Here is a 17,656-nt window from a genome sequence, read left to right on the forward strand (position 1 = left end):
AATTATGGTAAAAGATGATAAAGCAAGATGGCTTTGGTATTCAGGAGATTTTGAAATAAGGCAAGGACTATTACAAAATTTTTCAAGAGAAGAACGGAGCTATGATTGGCCAGCTTATTGGAATATAGATGATTGTCATAAAAATGTTAAATTTAAACGTTATTACAATTTAGAAAGTGAAACTAGTTTTAGAGTTTTTGCTACTGGCATTGGTTATGCAGAAGTAAATGGAGAAAAATATTCTTTTGAAAATAAAATCGTATGTAATTCTGGGGAAAATAAAATTCGAATATTTGTTGGAAATTCCGAGAGTTTACCTGCAATTTATATCGCAGGCGATGTTATAAAAAGTGATGTTGGTTGGTTAGCAAGTAATTTTGTAAATGAAATGCCAGCTGGTTGGAGTAACCTATATCTAGAGAAAAAAAAAGATCCAAACAAAATATATTTTGATAAAGAAATTGTTCGAGCTATATCAATTTCAGAATGTGAAAAAGGTGTACTAATTGATTATGGACGAGCAATTTTTGGTACGATTGATATAAAAAAATTAGAAAGTACTACACCTATCACAATTTGTTATGGAGAATCAGAAGCAGAAGCATTGGATGTTGAGATGTGTTATTACAAAGAGGAGCAAGTTGTAATAGATTCCATTCCAAGAAAGCGAGCCTTTCGCTATTTATTTATACCAAACATCAACCATACACAAATAGATATTGACGCAGTCCATGAATTTATTCCACTAAAAAATCAGTCATCATTTCATTCTGATAACGAATTGATGAATAAAATTTGGGACATATCGGTTGAGACATTTACATTGTGTAGCGGTCTATTTTTTCTTGATGGAATTAAGAGAGATCGTTGGATCTGGTCGGGGGATGCCTATCAAAGTTACTTTATTAATCAATATTTATTTTTTGACGAGGACATAAATACTAGAACGATGCTGGCTCTTAGAGGACAGAATGAGATTAAGCAACATATGAATACGATTGTTGATTATTCTATACTATGGATTATCGCAGTAGAAAACCATTATATGATGTCGGGAGATATAGAATTTTTAAAACAAATCTATCCTAAAATGGAATCAATGATGAGTTATTTGGTAGCCCAAACCAATCAACTAGGATTTATTTATGGACGTGAAAAAGATTGGATTTTCATCGATTGGTCTGAAATGGATAAAGAAGGTACTTTAGCAGCTGAACAAATTCTATTACTTAAAGCTTACAATGCAATGATTGTATGTGGTTCTACACTAGGAGAAAATACAGAAGATTATTTTAAAAAATATACTCTATTGAAAAAAAATTTAGTGGAATATTTCTGGGATGAAGAAAAGGGAGCATTCATCGATTCTTATGAATCTGGGAAAAAACATGTAACTAGACATGCCAATATTTTTGCAATTCTTTTTGATTTTGTAGACGAAGTGAAAGCAAAACAAATTTTAAATAATGTTCTTCTAAATGATGGAATTACTCAAATTACAACACCATACTTTAAATTTTTTGAGCAAGATGCATTGTGTAAAATGGGTCAAAATGACCGTGTATATAAAATTATCTGTGATTATTGGGGGGGTATGGTTAGAAAAAATGCTGTCACATTTTGGGAAGAATATATTCCAGAAGAGACAGGAAATGATATTTATGAAATGTATGGTGACCCTTTTGGAAAGAGTTTGTGCCATGCTTGGGGAGCAAGTCCGATTTATCTATTAGGTAGATATTTTGCAGGTATCAAACCAACTTCACCTGGATACACTACTTTTTTAATTGAACCGCAATTGGACTGTTTTACTGCTATTGAATGTACATTTCCAGTTAAAGATGGTTCAGTAACTATAATCAAAAAAAATAATTGTTTAACTATTACTACTACTAAAGAGGGAGGGACTTTGAAGCTAAGTAGTCAAGAAATTAATCTTGAAGTAAATAATCAGTATCGTTTTGAATTAGATAACGTTCTAGTTAGAAATTAGATTTGATATAAAAATACAAGGAGGGTGGAAAAATGCAAGTCATAAAAATTAGGGGAATTGAAAAATTTGGCTTTGCGTTAACAAATCTAGGTAACATTCCCATAATGACGTTATTGAATACTTATCTTTTGATTTTTTATACAGACGTTATTGGAATAAGCCCGGCAGTAGTTGGAATACTATTTTTGTGTTCAAGATTATTAGATGGTGTTAGTGATCCAGTGCTGGGTTTTCTAATTGACCGATTTCCAAATACGAAGTTTGGTAAATATAAACCGATTCTAATTTTAGGAACAATTATCTGTTGTCTCAACTATTTACTGGTTTGGTTTTCACCACTACTTTTTTTAGATCAAAAGATTGTAGCTATTAGCGTCTCCTATATTTTGTTAGGTATAACTTTTGATTTAATGGATATACCATTAAATAGTTTAATCCCTGTATTGACCAATCGTGAGTCTGAGAGAAATGTATTGTCATCCATAAAAGGCATCTCCTATACAGTGGGACCGACAATATTAAATATCATTGCACCTTTAATACTAGCGAGACATAACAGTAAAATTAATGGGTATATATTCTTAATCGTAGGAACAGTCTTCGTGGTTGCTTTTTTTACGATTATTGGAACTCTCACTCTTAGGGAACGCGTAACAACTCAAGTCGATTGTTCAAAAGAGATTAAAAAGAGATACTCAATTAAAGATGTACTGAAGATATTGAAAATTAGAGAAGTTGTAACGCTTTTTATCAGTATGCTTTTTATCACTGCTGCCACAAATATTTTTAACGGTTCACTTCTTTATTACTTAAATTACATTATAAAAGATACTCGTTTGCTGAGCTTAGCTAGTTTCTTAGGTTTATTTGGTGCATTAGGTGCAGGTATACTTGTACCGAGTCTTTCGAAAAAATTTGGAAAAACGAGGCTGTATACATTTGCATTATTAATAATTAGCCTAGCTATGATATTCTTAATATTTTTAGAAAACTCTAGAGATATCTTTTTAATTTGTTACGTAATGATACAGTTTGGTCTAGGTTTTACTAATACATTACAATATAGTATATCTGCAAATAATGTTGATATAGTCAGAATAAAGTTAGGATTTGAATCGGCGGGACTAATTGCATCATTAAATTCGTTAATCATGAAATTTGGAATGGCTATGGGTGGTGCTATCCCTGGATTTATCTTGTCCTACACAGGTTATGTGGCTAACAAGGAACAAGTTGATAGTGCATCAATCGGTATAATTATAGCAACATTCGTGATTCCTTTGATTTTGTATGTTTTGACAATAGCGATTTTCAATTATGGATACGAAATCTTTTCTAGCAAGTCATTCTCAAAAGAAAATAGTAGTACATCTATTTAAATTATAAATAAAAAAATCACTTTTTCTCAAAACACGTACTAGTTAGTACGTGTTTTTTATGCGTGTGATACAAATAGAACTAATTTATTCTTTTATAATTATTTTATTTTTCGTTATTTTTAACAAGGGTTTCACAAAACACTTTGAAACAGTGCTTTTTTAAATGTTTTTCTTTTAAAAGCAAGTGCCTCTTTTTTTATCATTTTTATCAATTATTTTTTGTTAAACTATCGTTTTTAAGCAAATTATTGTAAAAATAGAAAAAAGTAAGTTATGCTAATAAATGAAAGAGAATAAAAAAGCAGCTGAAAAATTTTTCTGAAATTTTATATTTAGTTATTTTATTTTGGAGCTGTTTTTAAGGAGGGATGAGAAGGTAGGAATAATGCCAATGTTTCAAGCAAAAAATTGTTTGAATAAGTGGTGTCTGAAAAAGTAGTGTATTGAAACAAAAAATAAGAAAATACACTCATTAAATTGGGTGTAGACAACTCGTAAAGAGCGAGTTGATAACAGGAGGAATTTATTATGGGGTTATTATGGTCATTAATCGTAGGAGCTGTGATTGGAGTCATTGCAGGTGCTATCACAGGTAAAGGAAACAGCATGGGATGGATTGCAAATATTATCGCAGGATTAGTCGGATCAGCTTTAGGTCAAGCATTATTAGGTTCTTGGGGACCGTCATTAGCTGGTATGGCATTGATTCCATCGATAATCGGAGCAATCATCTTAGTTTTAATTGTTTCTTTCTTCCTTGGAAGAAAAAAATAGAAAAACGTGCGATTCATTTTTATGATAAAGAGAAAGTCGTTCTTTTCGAATGAGAAATACACAAAAACTCTAACCTTATTAAAAGGTTAGATTTTTTTTAATCGTTAAGCCAAAAAATAAGGACAAACTCGACAAATGAACTGAGGGTCTCATTCTTTATTAAGCAAATAAAAAAATAATGGCGAGAAGGATTGAAGAAGAACTCAATCAATATGACGAGCAGAAAAATATGGTCAATTTTCCGCAATACATGGTTAACTCTCTGGGCTATCCATAGTTTTAACTAACTGATTCAGTTTTTTATCGATGTAATCTTTTTGCTCGTTGATTTCTATCATTTCTTTTGCTAGCTTTTGGTTTAAGTGCTTTAAAAATTGAATGCGATTCTGTAACGTCTCGATTGTGGGCTTTTTTTCATCAGACAAGAAGATCCGTATCTCACTAATAGACGCACCTACTTTTCTTAAGTGGACGATTTTATTAATCTCATCTAGATTATCATCAGTATAAAATCGAATACCTTTTGAATCACGTCCGATTAAATCTAGTAATCCTATACGTTCATAATAACGCAGTGTATTTTTTGAGATATCAATTTTTTCGGCAACTTCAGCTATGGAATACATCATATAACATCATTTTTTGTTTTTAACAGTGTACCATTGGTAGTAATATCTTTCAAAAAAGAAATAAGGTCTTGCGTTCGCCTAACACTAACGTGATATGCTCTGGATGTTCAAAAGTTAAACTTAAACACACTCAGGAGGAAAAGTATAATGAATCAGACAAAGAAAGTAACCTTAATTACTGGTGCAAATAAAGGAATCGGCTTTGAAATTGCTAAACAAGTTGGAGAACACGGTCATCATGTTTTAGTAGGCTCGAGAGATGAAAAAAGAGGGGCAGAAGCTGTAAAACAGCTGCTTGATCTTGGAATTGAAGCTGATTTTATACAAATAGATGTTACAAATAAAGAGTCGATTAATAAAGCTGCAGAACTCATTGAAGAAAAATACGGGTATCTCACCGCTTTAATTAACAATGCAGGGATATCTTTAGATAAATTTATCGTATCATCAAAACTGGATACAGAAATTATTCGTCAGAATTTTGATGTTAATTTTTTTGGTCTAGTAGACACGACACAAGCTATGTTGCCGTTGTTAAAGAAAAGCACGAAGGTTAAAATTATCAATATGTCGAGTATGATGGGCTCTCTAAATATAGCTGCTACGCCAGAATCTGAAGTTTATCATGCGAGTGTAGTAGGTTATCAGGCATCCAAGGTAGCTGTAAACATAAATTAGCCAAAGAATTGGAAGATTTAAAAGAAACCACAATTACAGTTAATGCAGTTGATCCTGGTATGGTCGCAACCGAATTTGGCGGTGTCGATCCGGAATTTTCTCGATCACATGGCGGCAAACCGGTTGAAGAAGGTGCAAAACGTGCCGTAGAACTTGCCGTAAATGATGACGATACTAGCAATGCAACATTTAGTAATGCAGAAGGCGTAGTAGCTTGGTGATATTATACATCTGAGATAAATTAAATTGTAGAGAAAATCAAAAGCGACTCCAAAAATTAGACCAGAAGTCTAACTTTTGGGGTCGCTATTTTTATAGCAAAGTATAGAAAACTAAGAAACACTGAGAAATAAGCATATTTATTTTAAGTTCTTATTGATTTTCCTCCTTAAGGACGGGAGCCCAGTGTCTTATAATAATCCAAACAAGGCCCCTATAAATCAATCCTGTAGCTAGAAGGTTTGTAGGGAAGTTAAATCTATCAGTCATTTTGAGGGGGTCAATCGGAATACGTTAAATAAATGGCCGATGAAAATGAGACGCAATGAAGATTTTTCAGACTGTGTCATTAACCCAACGCATAAACTAGTATGAATCAACATAGAAATTTTTTTAAATTATGACGTTTGAAATGATATGCGCAGGGAGTACTACATTTTGTACGTGAAAGTAGTTAAAATAGCTGTTTCGCCAATCTTTGTGGAAATACCATCAATTTGTAATTTTAAAATAGTCCTGACTGTGGTAAATTTATTTTAAATAGCTAAAGTAAAATTATCACTCTCATTTGAGAGGAGATACGTAAAATGTAAGATACTATTTTAAAAAATTTTGGAACCAAAATATCAAAAACAAGAGTGAAAACATCTTACTATTACTCTAAAAGAGAACTATCCAACCTGAACCAAGCATATTACTTAGGTATATATATCCCTATTTAAGCTGAGAAATCAACTATCAGAACAATTTACTTAATGCTCTATAAGGCGCTAATTTTAATGAATTAGTGTTATCTGATGAGAAGAAGGTCGTCTAAGCATTTATATACTTTTCCCGGTTTTTGTATCCAAACTTAAAATGGTAAAGAAAAAGTTGTCAAAGATGAAGAAGCACTATTACAAATCGAATTATTGGAAAAAGGGATCCAACAAGTGTCAAGATAACTAATAAAGGAGAAAACAAATGAAATTAGCGATAATTGGTTCTGGTAAGATTGTGCAGGAGTTTTTACCACTCATCAAGGATTTGCCTGACATTCAAGTAAAAGCAATACTAGGAACAAAAAGAAGTCAGGAAAGAACGGAAAAAATTCAAGCGCAGTATGGAATCGAAGCATCTTATACGGATATAGACGAGTGTTTGCAAAGCGCAGCGTTTACCACAGTGTATATAGCAGTTCCTAACCATCTGCATTATGCTTTTGCAAAAAAGGCATTGGAAGCTGGTAAAGACGTAATCTGTGAAAAACCTTTTACACTAAAGCATGCAGAATTGTTAGATTTGGAACGGCTAGCAGCAGAAAAAAATCTAGTATTGATTGAAGCAATCACCAATCAGTATTTGATAAATTATCAAAAAATCAAAAAAGCCAGCGAAAATATTGGAAAATTGAAGATTATTGAATGCAATTACTCACAATATTCTTCTCGTTACGAGGCTTTTAAAGCTGGAACCATTTTGCCAGCTTTTGATCCTAAAAAAGGTGGGGGCGCTCTGATGGATATCAATATCTACAATATTCATCTAGTTGTAGGCTTATTGGGGAAACCTCGGCATGTTCGATACTTTGCAAATATTGAAAAAAACATCGATACTTCTGGGGTGTTGATTTTAGATTATGAGGAGATAAAAGTGGTTTGCATCGGAGCCAAAGATTCAGAAGCACCGATTCGTTCAACTATTCAAGGGACAGAAGGTTCTGTCGTCATCAATGGTCCGACAAATACGCTAGATAGTTATAGTATCATTTTTGATGATGTTGAAAATTTTGATCATAAAGACCATCCCCATCGAATGTATGATGAGTTTAAACGATTTAGCCAAGTAATCAACGACCGAGATATGGATTTTGTTAAAAAACAGCTTGAACACAGTAAGATCGTGATGGAAATCGTTGAAACAGCACTAGCTGATGCTGGAATTATTTTAGGCTAAAAAATGAACTAATCACTTATCTATGCTGATCCATTAGACAAGTGATCAAGTATAGCCTTAGTCACCCATACGAAAAAACCTAAAAAACACGCTTAATTTTAAGCGTGTTTTTTAGTGAATAGTGCAGTTAATTTTTTGTGTCTCTAATATCTCTTTAAAATAGGCTAGCTCTTCGGTATGTAACTGAGGGATATTGTGTAGTTGATACGTCCGATCAAGTGCGGCATATTTTTTTTCGCCAAATTGATGAAAAGGCAGTAATTCAACTTCTGAAATATTCAGTTGATTAAATAATCGTGCAAATGCAAAAGCATTTTCTGTGCCATCATTGTAGCGAGGAATTATAGGAATGCGTACGATAAGCTGAGATTGTTGTTTTGTCGCCAGTGCAAGATTTTTTAGAATGGGTTTTAAAGAAACGCCAGTACCGATTTTATGCTGTATCTCATCATGATGCTTGACATCAAAATAAAGCAAATCAACTTGCTCGATAAACTTGCAGAAAGTTTCAGTTTTGGCATAGCCGGTAGTTTCACTAGCTGTGTGGATATTTCGGGCTTTTAATTGTCGTAACAATTCAGTCGCAACTTCTGCTTGGTATAAAACTTCCCCGCCTGATAAGGTCACACCACCAGAGGATTCTTCATAGAAAGCTTCATCTTTCATAACTTCAGTTATAATCTCATCTATAGATTTGTATTCTCCCACCATAGTCGCAGCTTTTTTTTGGTCGTCCCACATTTTTTCGGGCTGACCATTTTGGGATTCAGGATTTGAGCACCAATAACAATGTAAAGGGCATCCTTTGAAAAACACGACTGTTCGTATCCCGGGTCCATCATGGATGCTGAATTTTTGGATATTAAAAATACAAGCTTGATCATTCATCAAAAAATCCTCCTTTTGATGATAGTCTAGCACGATATATTATGAACGTAAATATAAACAGTTTCTTTCGAATGTATAAATATGGAGAAAAGTTGTTTGTCTTTTAAAAATATGATAGGCTGATACAAAGAGCAAACATAGGTGGAGAAGAGAATATGTCCAGAGAAGAAGAGATTCTTGCAATCGTTAGTAAGAAGAAAAAAATCGAAGTAAATGAACTTTCAGAATTGTTGAATGTTTCGAAAGTAACGATTCGCAAAGATTTAGATAGATTAGAAGCGCGAGGATTATTGCATCGCCAACATGGATATGCGTTGTTGAACAATTTGGATGATATCAATTATCGTTTGGCCCAAAATTATGAGTTGAAACATAAGATTGCTCTAGAGGCGAGCCAGATTGTTAATGACGGTGAAACAATCATGATTGAATCGGGCTCGACCTGCGCATTACTTGCTGAAGAGTTGGCCTTCAACCGAAGGGACATCACAATTATCACAAATTCATGTTTCATTGCTTCTTACGTGCGTAAAGCAGAATCAGTAAAAGTAATCTTGATAGGCGGGGAGTATCAAAAAGAATCACAAGTCAATGTAGGTCCTTTAGTCAAACAAGTCGTCAATGAATTTTACGTCGATAAATTATTTATCGGGATTGATGGTTTCGATAGGCGAAGAGGGTTTACCGGTAGCGATATTACTCGCTGTGATACGACAAGAATGTTGGCAACCGCAGCAAATCAAACGATTATTTTGACCGATTCCAGTAAATTTTCACAAAATGGGGTCGTTTCTGAATTTGCCTTTAATGAGATCAGTCAAGTGTTTACCGATAAGAGAATTGATTCTACTATCTTAGACTTTCTCAAAAAAGAAGCAATCGATGTGTTTACTGTATAAACAATTACTAGATAAAATAATTGAGAAAAGATATTGCACATTTGTGCGATATCTTTTTTTAGGTTTAAAAGCTGCCAGAGATATTGACCGAGATTCTAACAGCATGCTATATTATTTACGAAAGAATTTGTTTTTAGTTTCGTATGAAATCGGAGGCGTGAGTATGTATAATCAAATCGAAGAACCGCAGACACCCTATTTCGGTCAATTAACCAAACGGATGAATCATTTCCGTGAAGCTGTATTAACAAAGAAACCCTACATTGACGCAGAAAGAGCCTTGTTAGTGACTGAAGCTTACAAAAAAAACCAAAATCAACCCACTACTGTCAAACGTGCATTGATGTTAGAAAATATACTCCAAAAAATGACGATTTTTATCGAAGACGATACGCTGATTGTCGGCAATCAAGCCTCTTCAAATCGTGATGCGCCGATTTTTCCGGAATATACATTGGATTTTGTTATCAACGAGCTTGATTCATTTGAAAAACGCGATGGAGATATTTTTTATATTACAGACAAAACGAAAGAAGAATTACGTTCGATTGCACCATTTTGGGAAAATAATAACTTGCGTGCAAAAGGCTGGGCATTGTTGCCAGAAGAAGTCAGTGTCTTTATGGAAACAGGTTTTTTTGGGATGGAAGGGAAATTAAATTCAGGAGATGCTCATTTGGCAGTGGATTACGGTCAGATGTTAAAAATTGGTTTGAAAGGCTATAAAGAACGAACCATGAAAGAAAAAGCAGCACTTGATTTAACGAAACCAGAAAGCATTGATAAGTATCAGTTTTACCAAGCTGTTTTGATTGTAATCAATGCTGTGAAAACATTTGCGGAACGTTTTTCAGTTTTGGCCAAAGAAAAAGCTGAAACTGCTGACCCGCAACGACGGGCAGAGTTGTTAGAAATCAGCCGAATTTGTCAAAAAGTTCCTTATGAACCAGCCGAAACTTTCCAAGAAGCACTTCAAGCAACTTGGTTCATTCAATTGATTTTACAGATCGAATCTAACGGACATTCCTTGTCCTATGGGCGTTTTGATCAATATATGTATCCATATTTAAAAGCAGACTTAGAAAGAAAATCTCTGACTGAAGAAAAAGCAGTCGAACTTTTGACCAATTTGTGGATCAAGACATTGACTGTCAACAAAGTCCGCAGTCAAGCACATACTTTCAGCAGTGCTGGCAGTCCGCTGTATCAAAATGTTACGATCGGTGGACAAACACGGGATAAAAAAGATGCGGTCAATGAATTGTCCTATTTAGTCTTACGTAGTGTTGCTCAAACAAAATTGCCGCAACCTAATTTAACGGTTCGCTATCATGCCGGCCTAGATAATCATTTTATGAATGAATGTCTCGAAGTGATGAAGCTCGGTTTTGGTATGCCTGCTTTCAATAATGATGAAATCATTATTCCGTCTTTTATAAAAGTTGGTGTAACTGAAGAAGATGCCTATGATTATAGTGCGATTGGTTGTGTTGAAACAGCGGTTCCAGGTAAGTGGGGTTATCGTTGCACGGGGATGAGTTATATGAATTTCCCTAAAATTTTATTGATTGCGATGAACGATGGGATTGATCCAGTATCTGGCAAACGCTTTGTCAAAGGTTATGGGCATTTTAAACAGATGAAAACTTATGCTGACTTACAAAAAGCATGGGATAAAACGGTACGAGAATTGACACGTATGAGTGTTATCGTAGAAAACGCCATCGATCTTGGATTGGAACGAGAGGTACCTGATATTTTATGTTCAGCGTTGACCCAAGATTGTATCGGCCGTGGGAAAACTTTGAAAGAAGGTGGTGCAATCTATGATTTCATTTCTGGCTTGCAAGTAGGTATCGCCAATCTGGCAGACTCATTAGCAGCAATCAAACAGTTGGTCTTTGAAGAAAAGAAAGTAACACCAGATGAACTGTGGGAAGCTTTACTGACTGATTACACCAGTGAACGGAGTCAAGAGATCCAACAAATGATCTTAAACGACGTTCCTAAGTACGGAAATGATGACGATTCAGTTGATGGATTGCTGATTGATGCTTACGATAGTTACATCGATGAGATCGAAAAGTACCCCAATACACGGTATGGTCGCGGACCAATCGGCGGGATTCGTTATTCAGGAACCTCTTCGATCTCAGCTAATGTAGGGCAAGGTCGTGCAACGATGGCTACACCTGATGGGCGCAACGCGTGGCTGCCCCTAGCTGAAGGCTGTTCGCCAGCACATAATATGGATAAAAACGGACCGACAGCTGTATTGAAATCTGTTTCTAAGTTGCGAACAGACAAAATTTTAGGTGGCGTATTGTTAAATCAGAAAGTCAATCCTCAGACTTTGGCAAAAGAAGAAGACAAACAAAAACTGATTTTATTGTTACGTGCTTTTTTCAATAAGTTGCAGGGATATCATATCCAGTACAATGTCGTATCACGGGAAACACTGATCGATGCACAAAAACATCCCGAAAAACATCGAGATTTGATTGTTCGTGTAGCGGGTTACTCAGCATTCTTTAATGTATTATCTAAAGCCACACAAGATGATATTATCGAACGAACAGAACATATAATTTAACATACCATGAAACTATCTTAAGTAAATTAAGATAGTTTTTTGATGTTTTCCATCTTTAAAGTAGTTTTTATAAAAGCATCTTTTCAAACGAGTTGGTAATTATATAAAAAAATTAATAAACAATCGACAAAAATGTCATAATATTGCTGTTTTTAATCCGAATTTAGGCTATAATGCGGTAAAATGAAAAATGAGGGATAGTTAAATGATAAAAAAATATATCTATATTGTTTTGGGGACGCTAACTTTCGTTATTGGGACTGCTGGAATCTTTCTTCCAGTTTTACCGACGACGGGCTTTTATTTATTGACAGGATTCTTTTGGATGCGTAGTTCTAAAAAACTTTATGATCGATTGACGCAATTAAAGGCCTATCAAAATTATGTGACACCATTTATAGAAAAAAGAATGACTAAAAAAGAAAAGAAGCGGATGTTCATTATGATGGGATTAGTATTTTTACTATCAGGGATTTTAGTATCTTCAACATTGGTTCGGCTGATTTTAGCGCTTGTTTATATCAGCTTGATTTTTGGTTTAAGCTATTATTTGAAAGATCGTAAAACGATTCAAGTAAATCCAGAAAAAAAGAGTTTATAAATGAACGGTTTTTCTTTTGTAAAATATAAAAAAAGGAGCAGAAAAAATCTGCTCCTTTTTTGTCTATTTTTTTGTTGCTAACTTTTCTTGTAACGCTTTATCGTAGTTTCGTGTAGCTGGAATCAAGAAAGTAATGACTCCACAGATCAAGGTTCCAACACCAGCAATAATAAAGATTTTTTCTACACCGATTTTGTCTGCTAATGGGCCAGCAAAAATCAATCCAACAGGTCCTGTAATACTCATCAAAGAATTCAATACGCCAAGGATCCGACCTAGATATTTTGGTTCATAACTTTGCTGAATCATAGCCATCAATAAAGTATTGAAAAAAGGTGTCGCAAAACCAGCGATGGCATTCAGACCAACAAAGAGTATAAAACCGCGGCTATTTCCGGGTAAGTAACCACTGAGCCCAATTGTAATACCGATCAATCCATACGCTGCTAAAATAGGTTTCATCCGATCTTTCCATTTACCAAAGATTCCAATAATCGCACCGCCGCCAAGCATCCCGACTGAATAGATTACTTCGATCAATCCGGCTTGACCAACTGTTCCATTAAAGTAATCCATCGTCATCAATGGATACAAACTAGCAGCCGGCATAAAAATCAGCGTGAATACGGCACCGATAATAGTGATATACCATAAACCTTTGTTTTCAAGGAGTTTTTGTAACCCAAATTTTGAGTCTGTTAAAAGATGAACCTTTTCTCCTTCAGAAACAACTTGAGGAATCGTCACTAATAAAAGCATTCCCACACCTAAAAATGCTCCTAAAACATCAAATAAAATCAGAAGGTTCATTGGGATGATTGAAAATAAAAATGCTCCTAGTGCCGGGGCAATAATAAAATTAGCCGATTGGACCGTACCCAATTGTCCATTGACACGTGTAATCTCTGACTCAGGCACCATCGTGGGTAAAATCGATTGGATGGTGGGCATTTGAAAGGTTTGAGCAACAGATCGTATGAATAATGAAACAAATACTAGCCAAAGTGGGAAATCAGCAGAGATTGTTCCAGCGATGGATAAAAAGACAGCAAAAATAGCAACAATAATATCAGTAATAATCAATAATGTCTTTTTGTTCCAACGATCAATCAAAGGACCGACAAAGGGACTCAGGACTACCATCGGAATCATCCCAAGTAATGTCGCAAAACTGAGGATTGTCGCGGATCCAGTTGCTTTGGTCAAATACCAAATGATCGAGTATTGAACGAGCATACTGGTAATTCCAGACAAAAATTGCCCACTTAAAAATAGATAAAAATTTTTCCGCCAATTTTTTAATTCAAAGCTCGGGGGATTTTCCATGTAAACACTCCTACTTTTCAATTGTGAACGTATTTAGTACGCTGTTGAAAAAACAGCTAGTGGCTGGATAAATTAGTCACTAAGACATCCATTATACTAAAATTTTGACAAAGTGTCTCTAGTGAGAAAAGCATTTTTAAATCTCAAAACCAAACGCACGTTCGAATAAATTTAACCATGACTCTTGCAGTAAGTCAATGAATTTCATTTCAAAAATTCTCAAGTAAGATGAATAATGTGAAAAATAGTCGATTACTAAAAACAAATAGCTAAGGAAGGTTTTTCGTAGTTAGGAGTATTTTTTAGCTGGTTTATATAAGTAAAGAAACCCTAGACAGATAGGTTGATCATTCCTTAAAGCATTATCGTTGACATAAAGATAAAAGATTGATACATAAAAATATTCCAATTATATCCTTTGTCCGTTATAATCAATTTATTATATACGGAAGAATTTTTCACAAGAACATAACTAATGTTATTGCAGCGGTAAAATAGTCCGCCGAAATTTTAACGATAAAATGAAAGTGTACAATAAATGGGCAATTCATTATAAGTTCGAATCAACATTGAAAAACGGGAGAGACTCCCTTGGGTATGGAGCAATTCTGAGTCAAAAAGGATCAGAATGAATCTATCGGGTTCTTTAGGTTTTACAAAGGAGTTTTTGGTTCTTTGAAAGGAGCGGGCAACATGTAATCCGGAAGATGGGCCAAAAAGATAAGGTGGTGCTGGGCATTTGAAAATAACTGACTTTTTAGATAACGGAGAACAACGGCAAGTGTTGATTATCCAATATTTGATGACTGAATTTGGTGGAATAAAGATTACAGAATTAGCTAGTAGGCTGGGCAGCAATCGCAATACGACAAAGGAGGATTTGGATAAATTAACAAATAATTTGATAGCGCTTAATAACCCGGTTGAATTGATTATCGATGGGAATGTAGTGAATTTAATCGTGCATGAACGTATTTCTTTTACGAAAATCGTCTACTTTTTTTTGAAAGATTCACTGAAGTATAAACTGTTACTGCATATGTTGACATCAAAACAAGTAGGGTATCAAACCTTGGCAGAAATGCTGAATATCAGCCTCTCTACACTGACCAGAAAGATTCGTGATCTTAATCAAACAATTGGATAAATACCACTTAAAGATCCATAAAGGGAGAATCATCGGTCCTGAGATTGCGATTCGCTATTTTTATTTCCAAATGTTTTGGTTCGGCAATCCTTATCAAGTCAATATGGAAAAATTCCTTAATCCATCAGTGATGGACCTTTTGACCTTTTTGGAAAAAAACTTAGATTACCCTTTTACGGCAGAAGGAAGAGTCAAGCTGTGTATTTGGCTCTATATTACAAAATGTCGTTTCCGTAATACAAAAGTCAATCATGAGCTGCCTTTATCTGAGGAGCTTTATCTAGCATTTAATCAATCTGCTTTTGTCGGCTTGCAAGAAGTTTTTATCCGTTTTTTCAGTCGTTATGCCTTTCAATGGAACCAAAGCGAGAGCCAATATCTGTATTTGTTTATGATTGCTAATTATACCCTTGAGATAGAAAATGAACACGTTCAAATGTTAAGTGAAATTGCTCAAAATAATCAGACTATAGCAAGTGTAAATAAGGCTTTTTTTTCTGAATTGTATCGCCATTTCTCACCGGAATTGTTGACAGAAAAAGTAAAAAAAATAATCACCTTTTCGGTGTTGCAAATCCACTATAAGATTCTTTACTTTCCGTCCTTTTTTTCAATTTGGGGCAATATCAATCGGCAAAGCCAGTTGATCTCAAGGCCCAATCCTGAACTGAATCGTTTGGCAGAACAATTGATGCAGATCACATTCAAACACGTTCGTCTGGAAATAAATCGAGAGAAAACATATAATGAAGAAAGCGTGAAAAAAGAGATTTTCAATCGTTACTTGGTAATCCTATACATCATCTATCGTCAATTAGATATCTATCTGAATGTCGGGTGTGATTTCCCGTTTGAAGATTCAATGAATGCGCTTCTTATTGAGGAGATTGAAGATCAGATCAATCCAAAAATCAAAGCGAGATTTACAGAATTTAATAAACAGAATTCTTATGATGTTGTGATTACGTATAAAGATGAAAATCCTGAATTGCCTAACTCCACGCCAGTTTATATATTATTGAGTATTGAGCACAATATTGATTTTCCAGTTTTGGAAGAATTTCTTGATAAATATTATCAAAATAAAATACATTCGAAGGTGAACTTGCTATGAAAACGATAATCATTGGTGCCTCCCATAGCGGAATTGCCGCAGCAATCGATCTTAAGCGACTAGACGCTGAACACGAAGTTGTTTTAATCGACCAACGAACAGAAAACGAATTAGGATTCATATCAAATGGTATCAATCTTGTTTTCAACGATGTTATCGATAATCTGTCACAAGCAGCGACTAAAGCCAGTGATATTACTGATTTAGGAATCGAATTATTGACGGAGATCAAAGTAATCAAAATAAATAATCGAAAAAAACAACTCAAGATGCAGCCAATCAAAGATAAAGAAAGTTTGGTTCAGATGACTTATGATAAGCTGATTGTAGCGACAGGCACTTCGCCTCTAATCGTGACAAGAGATTATCCGGGCGTGGATAATATTCTTTCTTACAAATCCATCAAGGAATCACAGCGAGCCTTAGAAGCAATTGAAAAAGCACAAAACATTGCAATTGTTGGTACAGGTTATATCGGACTGGAATTGGCAGATTCTTTGAAAAAAATGGACAAAAATATCTATTTGTTAGAAGGATCGCAAGAGCTGTTGTTTCGTTACTTCGACCATGAAATGGTCCAAGAACTACGAAAACACGTGATGGACTCGACAATTGAGCTGGTTCCTTGGGAATTTGGACGAGATTATAAGATCAGTAATCAACATATTCAGGCGGTAGTGCTAGCTGAGCGTGAGATCCTAGTTGATTTGGTTATTTTTCCAGATTCTATTTATACAAATGTTGAACTATTAGAAAATATCGTGGATCTTAATATTGATAATACGGTGGCTGATGATATGTTTTATCGAACCAGTGATCCGAATATTTTTGCGATTGGTGACATTGTACCAATCTATTATCCGCATCATGGTACACAAATTTTTATGCCGTTGGTTAATCGTGCAGTACGAATGGGTCGAGCTGTTGCGATGAATATTTGTGGAGAAACAGTCGAAAGCGATTTGGTACATAAAACCAGTGGTACGTTTGTGTTTGGTCAATTTTTAGGCAGTACGGGATTAACGGCTGGAGAAGCACCATTATTTGGTTTTTCTACCGGTAGTGCACAAGGAACATTCCCGCTACAGACAAAATTCAGCAAACAACAAACCTATGTCCATGCAAAACTTACTTTTGATGAAGAGACCTTAAAAGTATTAGGATTTCAATTAGTTAGTGAAGAATTTCTAATCGATGACTTGAATGTTGCGACTGCCCTGTTGTCAGAAGGTGTTGATCTCCGACGCTTAGCTATCCACAATTTCACATTTATCCCTCAGTATACTCAGCCGTTTCATTATTTAAACGAACTAGCTTTTCAAGCGTTGTTGGAACGAAAAAAACAAAAAAATTAAAGAAAACCGTGTTGATTTTGATTTTTTATGTCAAAATCAACACGGTTTTTATTTTAAAATGAAAATAAAATGGCAAAAATGAAAAACCTGTCATTTTTTAATTGTAAGCGGTAAAAAGATGACGTG

General features: G+C 34.7%; 15 protein-coding genes. 12 read left to right on the plus strand and 3 right to left on the minus strand.

Annotated elements, in window-relative coordinates; translation table 11 throughout:
* Window positions 1–4: 4 nt before the first annotated feature.
* The 3 genes from P7D84_RS09990 to P7D84_RS10000 all read left to right on the plus strand — a co-directional run bounded on the left by P7D84_RS09990 (window position 5) and on the right by P7D84_RS10000 (window position 4,146).
* The gene (locus tag P7D84_RS09990) at window positions 5–1,993 is read left to right on the plus strand and encodes an alpha-L-rhamnosidase-related protein (protein ID WP_311806305.1); all 1,989 of its coding nucleotides are present in this window, start codon (window positions 5–7) and stop codon (window positions 1,991–1,993) included.
* Between the two features lie 32 nt (window positions 1,994–2,025).
* Window positions 2,026–3,372, plus strand: coding sequence for a glycoside-pentoside-hexuronide (GPH):cation symporter (locus P7D84_RS09995; protein WP_311806306.1), 1,347 nt, complete (start codon window positions 2,026–2,028; stop codon window positions 3,370–3,372).
* A 528-nt stretch (window positions 3,373–3,900) separates the two neighbouring features.
* The gene (locus P7D84_RS10000; RefSeq protein ID WP_137604518.1) at window positions 3,901–4,146 is read left to right on the plus strand and encodes a GlsB/YeaQ/YmgE family stress response membrane protein; all 246 of its coding nucleotides are present in this window, start codon (window positions 3,901–3,903) and stop codon (window positions 4,144–4,146) included.
* Window positions 4,147–4,400: 254 nt separating this feature from the next.
* Here P7D84_RS10000 and P7D84_RS10005 read toward each other — a convergent pair whose 3' ends face one another.
* Window positions 4,401–4,775 carry a MerR family transcriptional regulator gene (locus P7D84_RS10005; RefSeq protein WP_311806307.1) on the minus strand — a complete coding sequence of 125 codons (375 nt, stop codon included), beginning with the start codon at window positions 4,773–4,775 and terminating at the stop codon, window positions 4,401–4,403.
* A gap of 147 nt (window positions 4,776–4,922) precedes the next feature.
* Here P7D84_RS10005 and P7D84_RS10010 point away from each other — a divergent pair, with 147 nt between their 5' ends.
* The 3 genes from P7D84_RS10010 (at window position 4,923) to P7D84_RS10015 (ending at window position 7,607) form a co-directional block, all read left to right on the plus strand.
* Entirely contained in the window at window positions 4,923–5,453 is a 531-nt protein-coding gene (locus tag P7D84_RS10010; protein WP_376716923.1) for an SDR family NAD(P)-dependent oxidoreductase, read from the plus strand.
* 8 nt (window positions 5,454–5,461) lie between these two features.
* Window positions 5,462–5,674, plus strand: a complete 213-nt coding sequence (locus tag P7D84_RS13835) for a Rossmann-fold NAD(P)-binding domain-containing protein (protein WP_376716924.1) — start codon at window positions 5,462–5,464, stop codon at window positions 5,672–5,674.
* A gap of 961 nt (window positions 5,675–6,635) precedes the next feature.
* Complete coding sequence (locus P7D84_RS10015; protein ID WP_311800466.1) at window positions 6,636–7,607, plus strand: Gfo/Idh/MocA family protein; 972 nt, start codon at window positions 6,636–6,638, stop codon at window positions 7,605–7,607.
* A gap of 111 nt (window positions 7,608–7,718) precedes the next feature.
* On the opposite strand, the gene P7D84_RS10020 is transcribed toward P7D84_RS10015, so the two are convergent.
* Complete coding sequence (locus P7D84_RS10020) at window positions 7,719–8,495, minus strand: glycyl-radical enzyme activating protein (RefSeq protein ID WP_311800465.1); 777 nt, start codon at window positions 8,493–8,495, stop codon at window positions 7,719–7,721.
* A 155-nt stretch (window positions 8,496–8,650) separates the two neighbouring features.
* Between P7D84_RS10020 and P7D84_RS10025 the strand changes: the two genes are divergently transcribed.
* From P7D84_RS10025 to P7D84_RS10035, 3 genes are all read left to right on the plus strand, one after another.
* A complete protein-coding gene (locus tag P7D84_RS10025; protein ID WP_311800464.1) occupies window positions 8,651–9,394 on the plus strand; it encodes a DeoR/GlpR family DNA-binding transcription regulator in 744 nt (247 codons plus the stop codon).
* Window positions 9,395–9,557: 163 nt separating this feature from the next.
* Window positions 9,558–11,987: a glycyl radical protein gene (locus P7D84_RS10030; protein WP_376715949.1), complete on the plus strand. Its 2,430-nt coding sequence runs from the start codon at window positions 9,558–9,560 to the stop codon at window positions 11,985–11,987.
* Between the two features lie 205 nt (window positions 11,988–12,192).
* Window positions 12,193–12,588: a YbaN family protein gene (locus P7D84_RS10035; RefSeq protein ID WP_311800463.1), complete on the plus strand. Its 396-nt coding sequence runs from the start codon at window positions 12,193–12,195 to the stop codon at window positions 12,586–12,588.
* A gap of 63 nt (window positions 12,589–12,651) precedes the next feature.
* Here P7D84_RS10035 and P7D84_RS10040 read toward each other — a convergent pair whose 3' ends face one another.
* Entirely contained in the window at window positions 12,652–13,914 is a 1,263-nt protein-coding gene (locus tag P7D84_RS10040; protein ID WP_311800462.1) for an MFS transporter, read from the minus strand.
* Between the two features lie 739 nt (window positions 13,915–14,653).
* On the opposite strand from P7D84_RS10040, the gene P7D84_RS10045 reads away from it, so the two are divergent.
* From P7D84_RS10045 to P7D84_RS10055, 3 genes are read left to right on the plus strand one after another with little or no spacing between them, the layout of a single operon-like run.
* The gene (locus tag P7D84_RS10045) at window positions 14,654–15,061 is read left to right on the plus strand and encodes a helix-turn-helix domain-containing protein (RefSeq protein ID WP_311806308.1); all 408 of its coding nucleotides are present in this window, start codon (window positions 14,654–14,656) and stop codon (window positions 15,059–15,061) included.
* Complete coding sequence (locus P7D84_RS10050) at window positions 15,036–16,175, plus strand: helix-turn-helix domain-containing protein (RefSeq protein WP_311806309.1); 1,140 nt, start codon at window positions 15,036–15,038, stop codon at window positions 16,173–16,175. The genes P7D84_RS10045 and P7D84_RS10050 overlap by 26 nt, the downstream gene beginning before the upstream one ends.
* The gene (locus P7D84_RS10055) at window positions 16,172–17,530 is read left to right on the plus strand and encodes an NAD(P)/FAD-dependent oxidoreductase (protein WP_311806310.1); all 1,359 of its coding nucleotides are present in this window, start codon (window positions 16,172–16,174) and stop codon (window positions 17,528–17,530) included. Before P7D84_RS10050 ends, P7D84_RS10055 begins: the two co-directional genes overlap by 4 nt.
* Window positions 17,531–17,656: the final 126 nt, after the last annotated feature.

The organism is Enterococcus dongliensis (genome assembly GCF_031927985.1).
GTDB classification, from domain to species: Bacteria; Bacillota; Bacilli; order Lactobacillales; family Enterococcaceae; genus Enterococcus_A; species Enterococcus_A dongliensis.

Coding starts and splice junctions, on each gene's coding strand:
- P7D84_RS09990 (WP_311806305.1), top strand. CDS start 5: ATGGTAAAAGATGATAAAGCAAGATGGCTTTGGTATTCAGGAGATTTT.
- P7D84_RS09995 (WP_311806306.1), top strand. CDS start 2,026: ATGCAAGTCATAAAAATTAGGGGAATTGAAAAATTTGGCTTTGCGTTA.
- P7D84_RS10000 (WP_137604518.1), top strand. CDS start 3,901: ATGGGGTTATTATGGTCATTAATCGTAGGAGCTGTGATTGGAGTCATT.
- P7D84_RS10005 (WP_311806307.1), bottom strand. CDS start 4,775: ATGATGTATTCCATAGCTGAAGTTGCCGAAAAAATTGATATCTCAAAA.
- P7D84_RS10010 (WP_376716923.1), top strand. CDS start 4,923: ATGAATCAGACAAAGAAAGTAACCTTAATTACTGGTGCAAATAAAGGA.
- P7D84_RS10015 (WP_311800466.1), top strand. CDS start 6,636: ATGAAATTAGCGATAATTGGTTCTGGTAAGATTGTGCAGGAGTTTTTA.
- P7D84_RS10020 (WP_311800465.1), bottom strand. CDS start 8,495: ATGAATGATCAAGCTTGTATTTTTAATATCCAAAAATTCAGCATCCAT.
- P7D84_RS10025 (WP_311800464.1), top strand. CDS start 8,651: ATGTCCAGAGAAGAAGAGATTCTTGCAATCGTTAGTAAGAAGAAAAAA.
- P7D84_RS10030 (WP_376715949.1), top strand. CDS start 9,558: ATGTATAATCAAATCGAAGAACCGCAGACACCCTATTTCGGTCAATTA.
- P7D84_RS10035 (WP_311800463.1), top strand. CDS start 12,193: ATGATAAAAAAATATATCTATATTGTTTTGGGGACGCTAACTTTCGTT.
- P7D84_RS10040 (WP_311800462.1), bottom strand. CDS start 13,914: ATGGAAAATCCCCCGAGCTTTGAATTAAAAAATTGGCGGAAAAATTTT.
- P7D84_RS10055 (WP_311806310.1), top strand. CDS start 16,172: ATGAAAACGATAATCATTGGTGCCTCCCATAGCGGAATTGCCGCAGCA.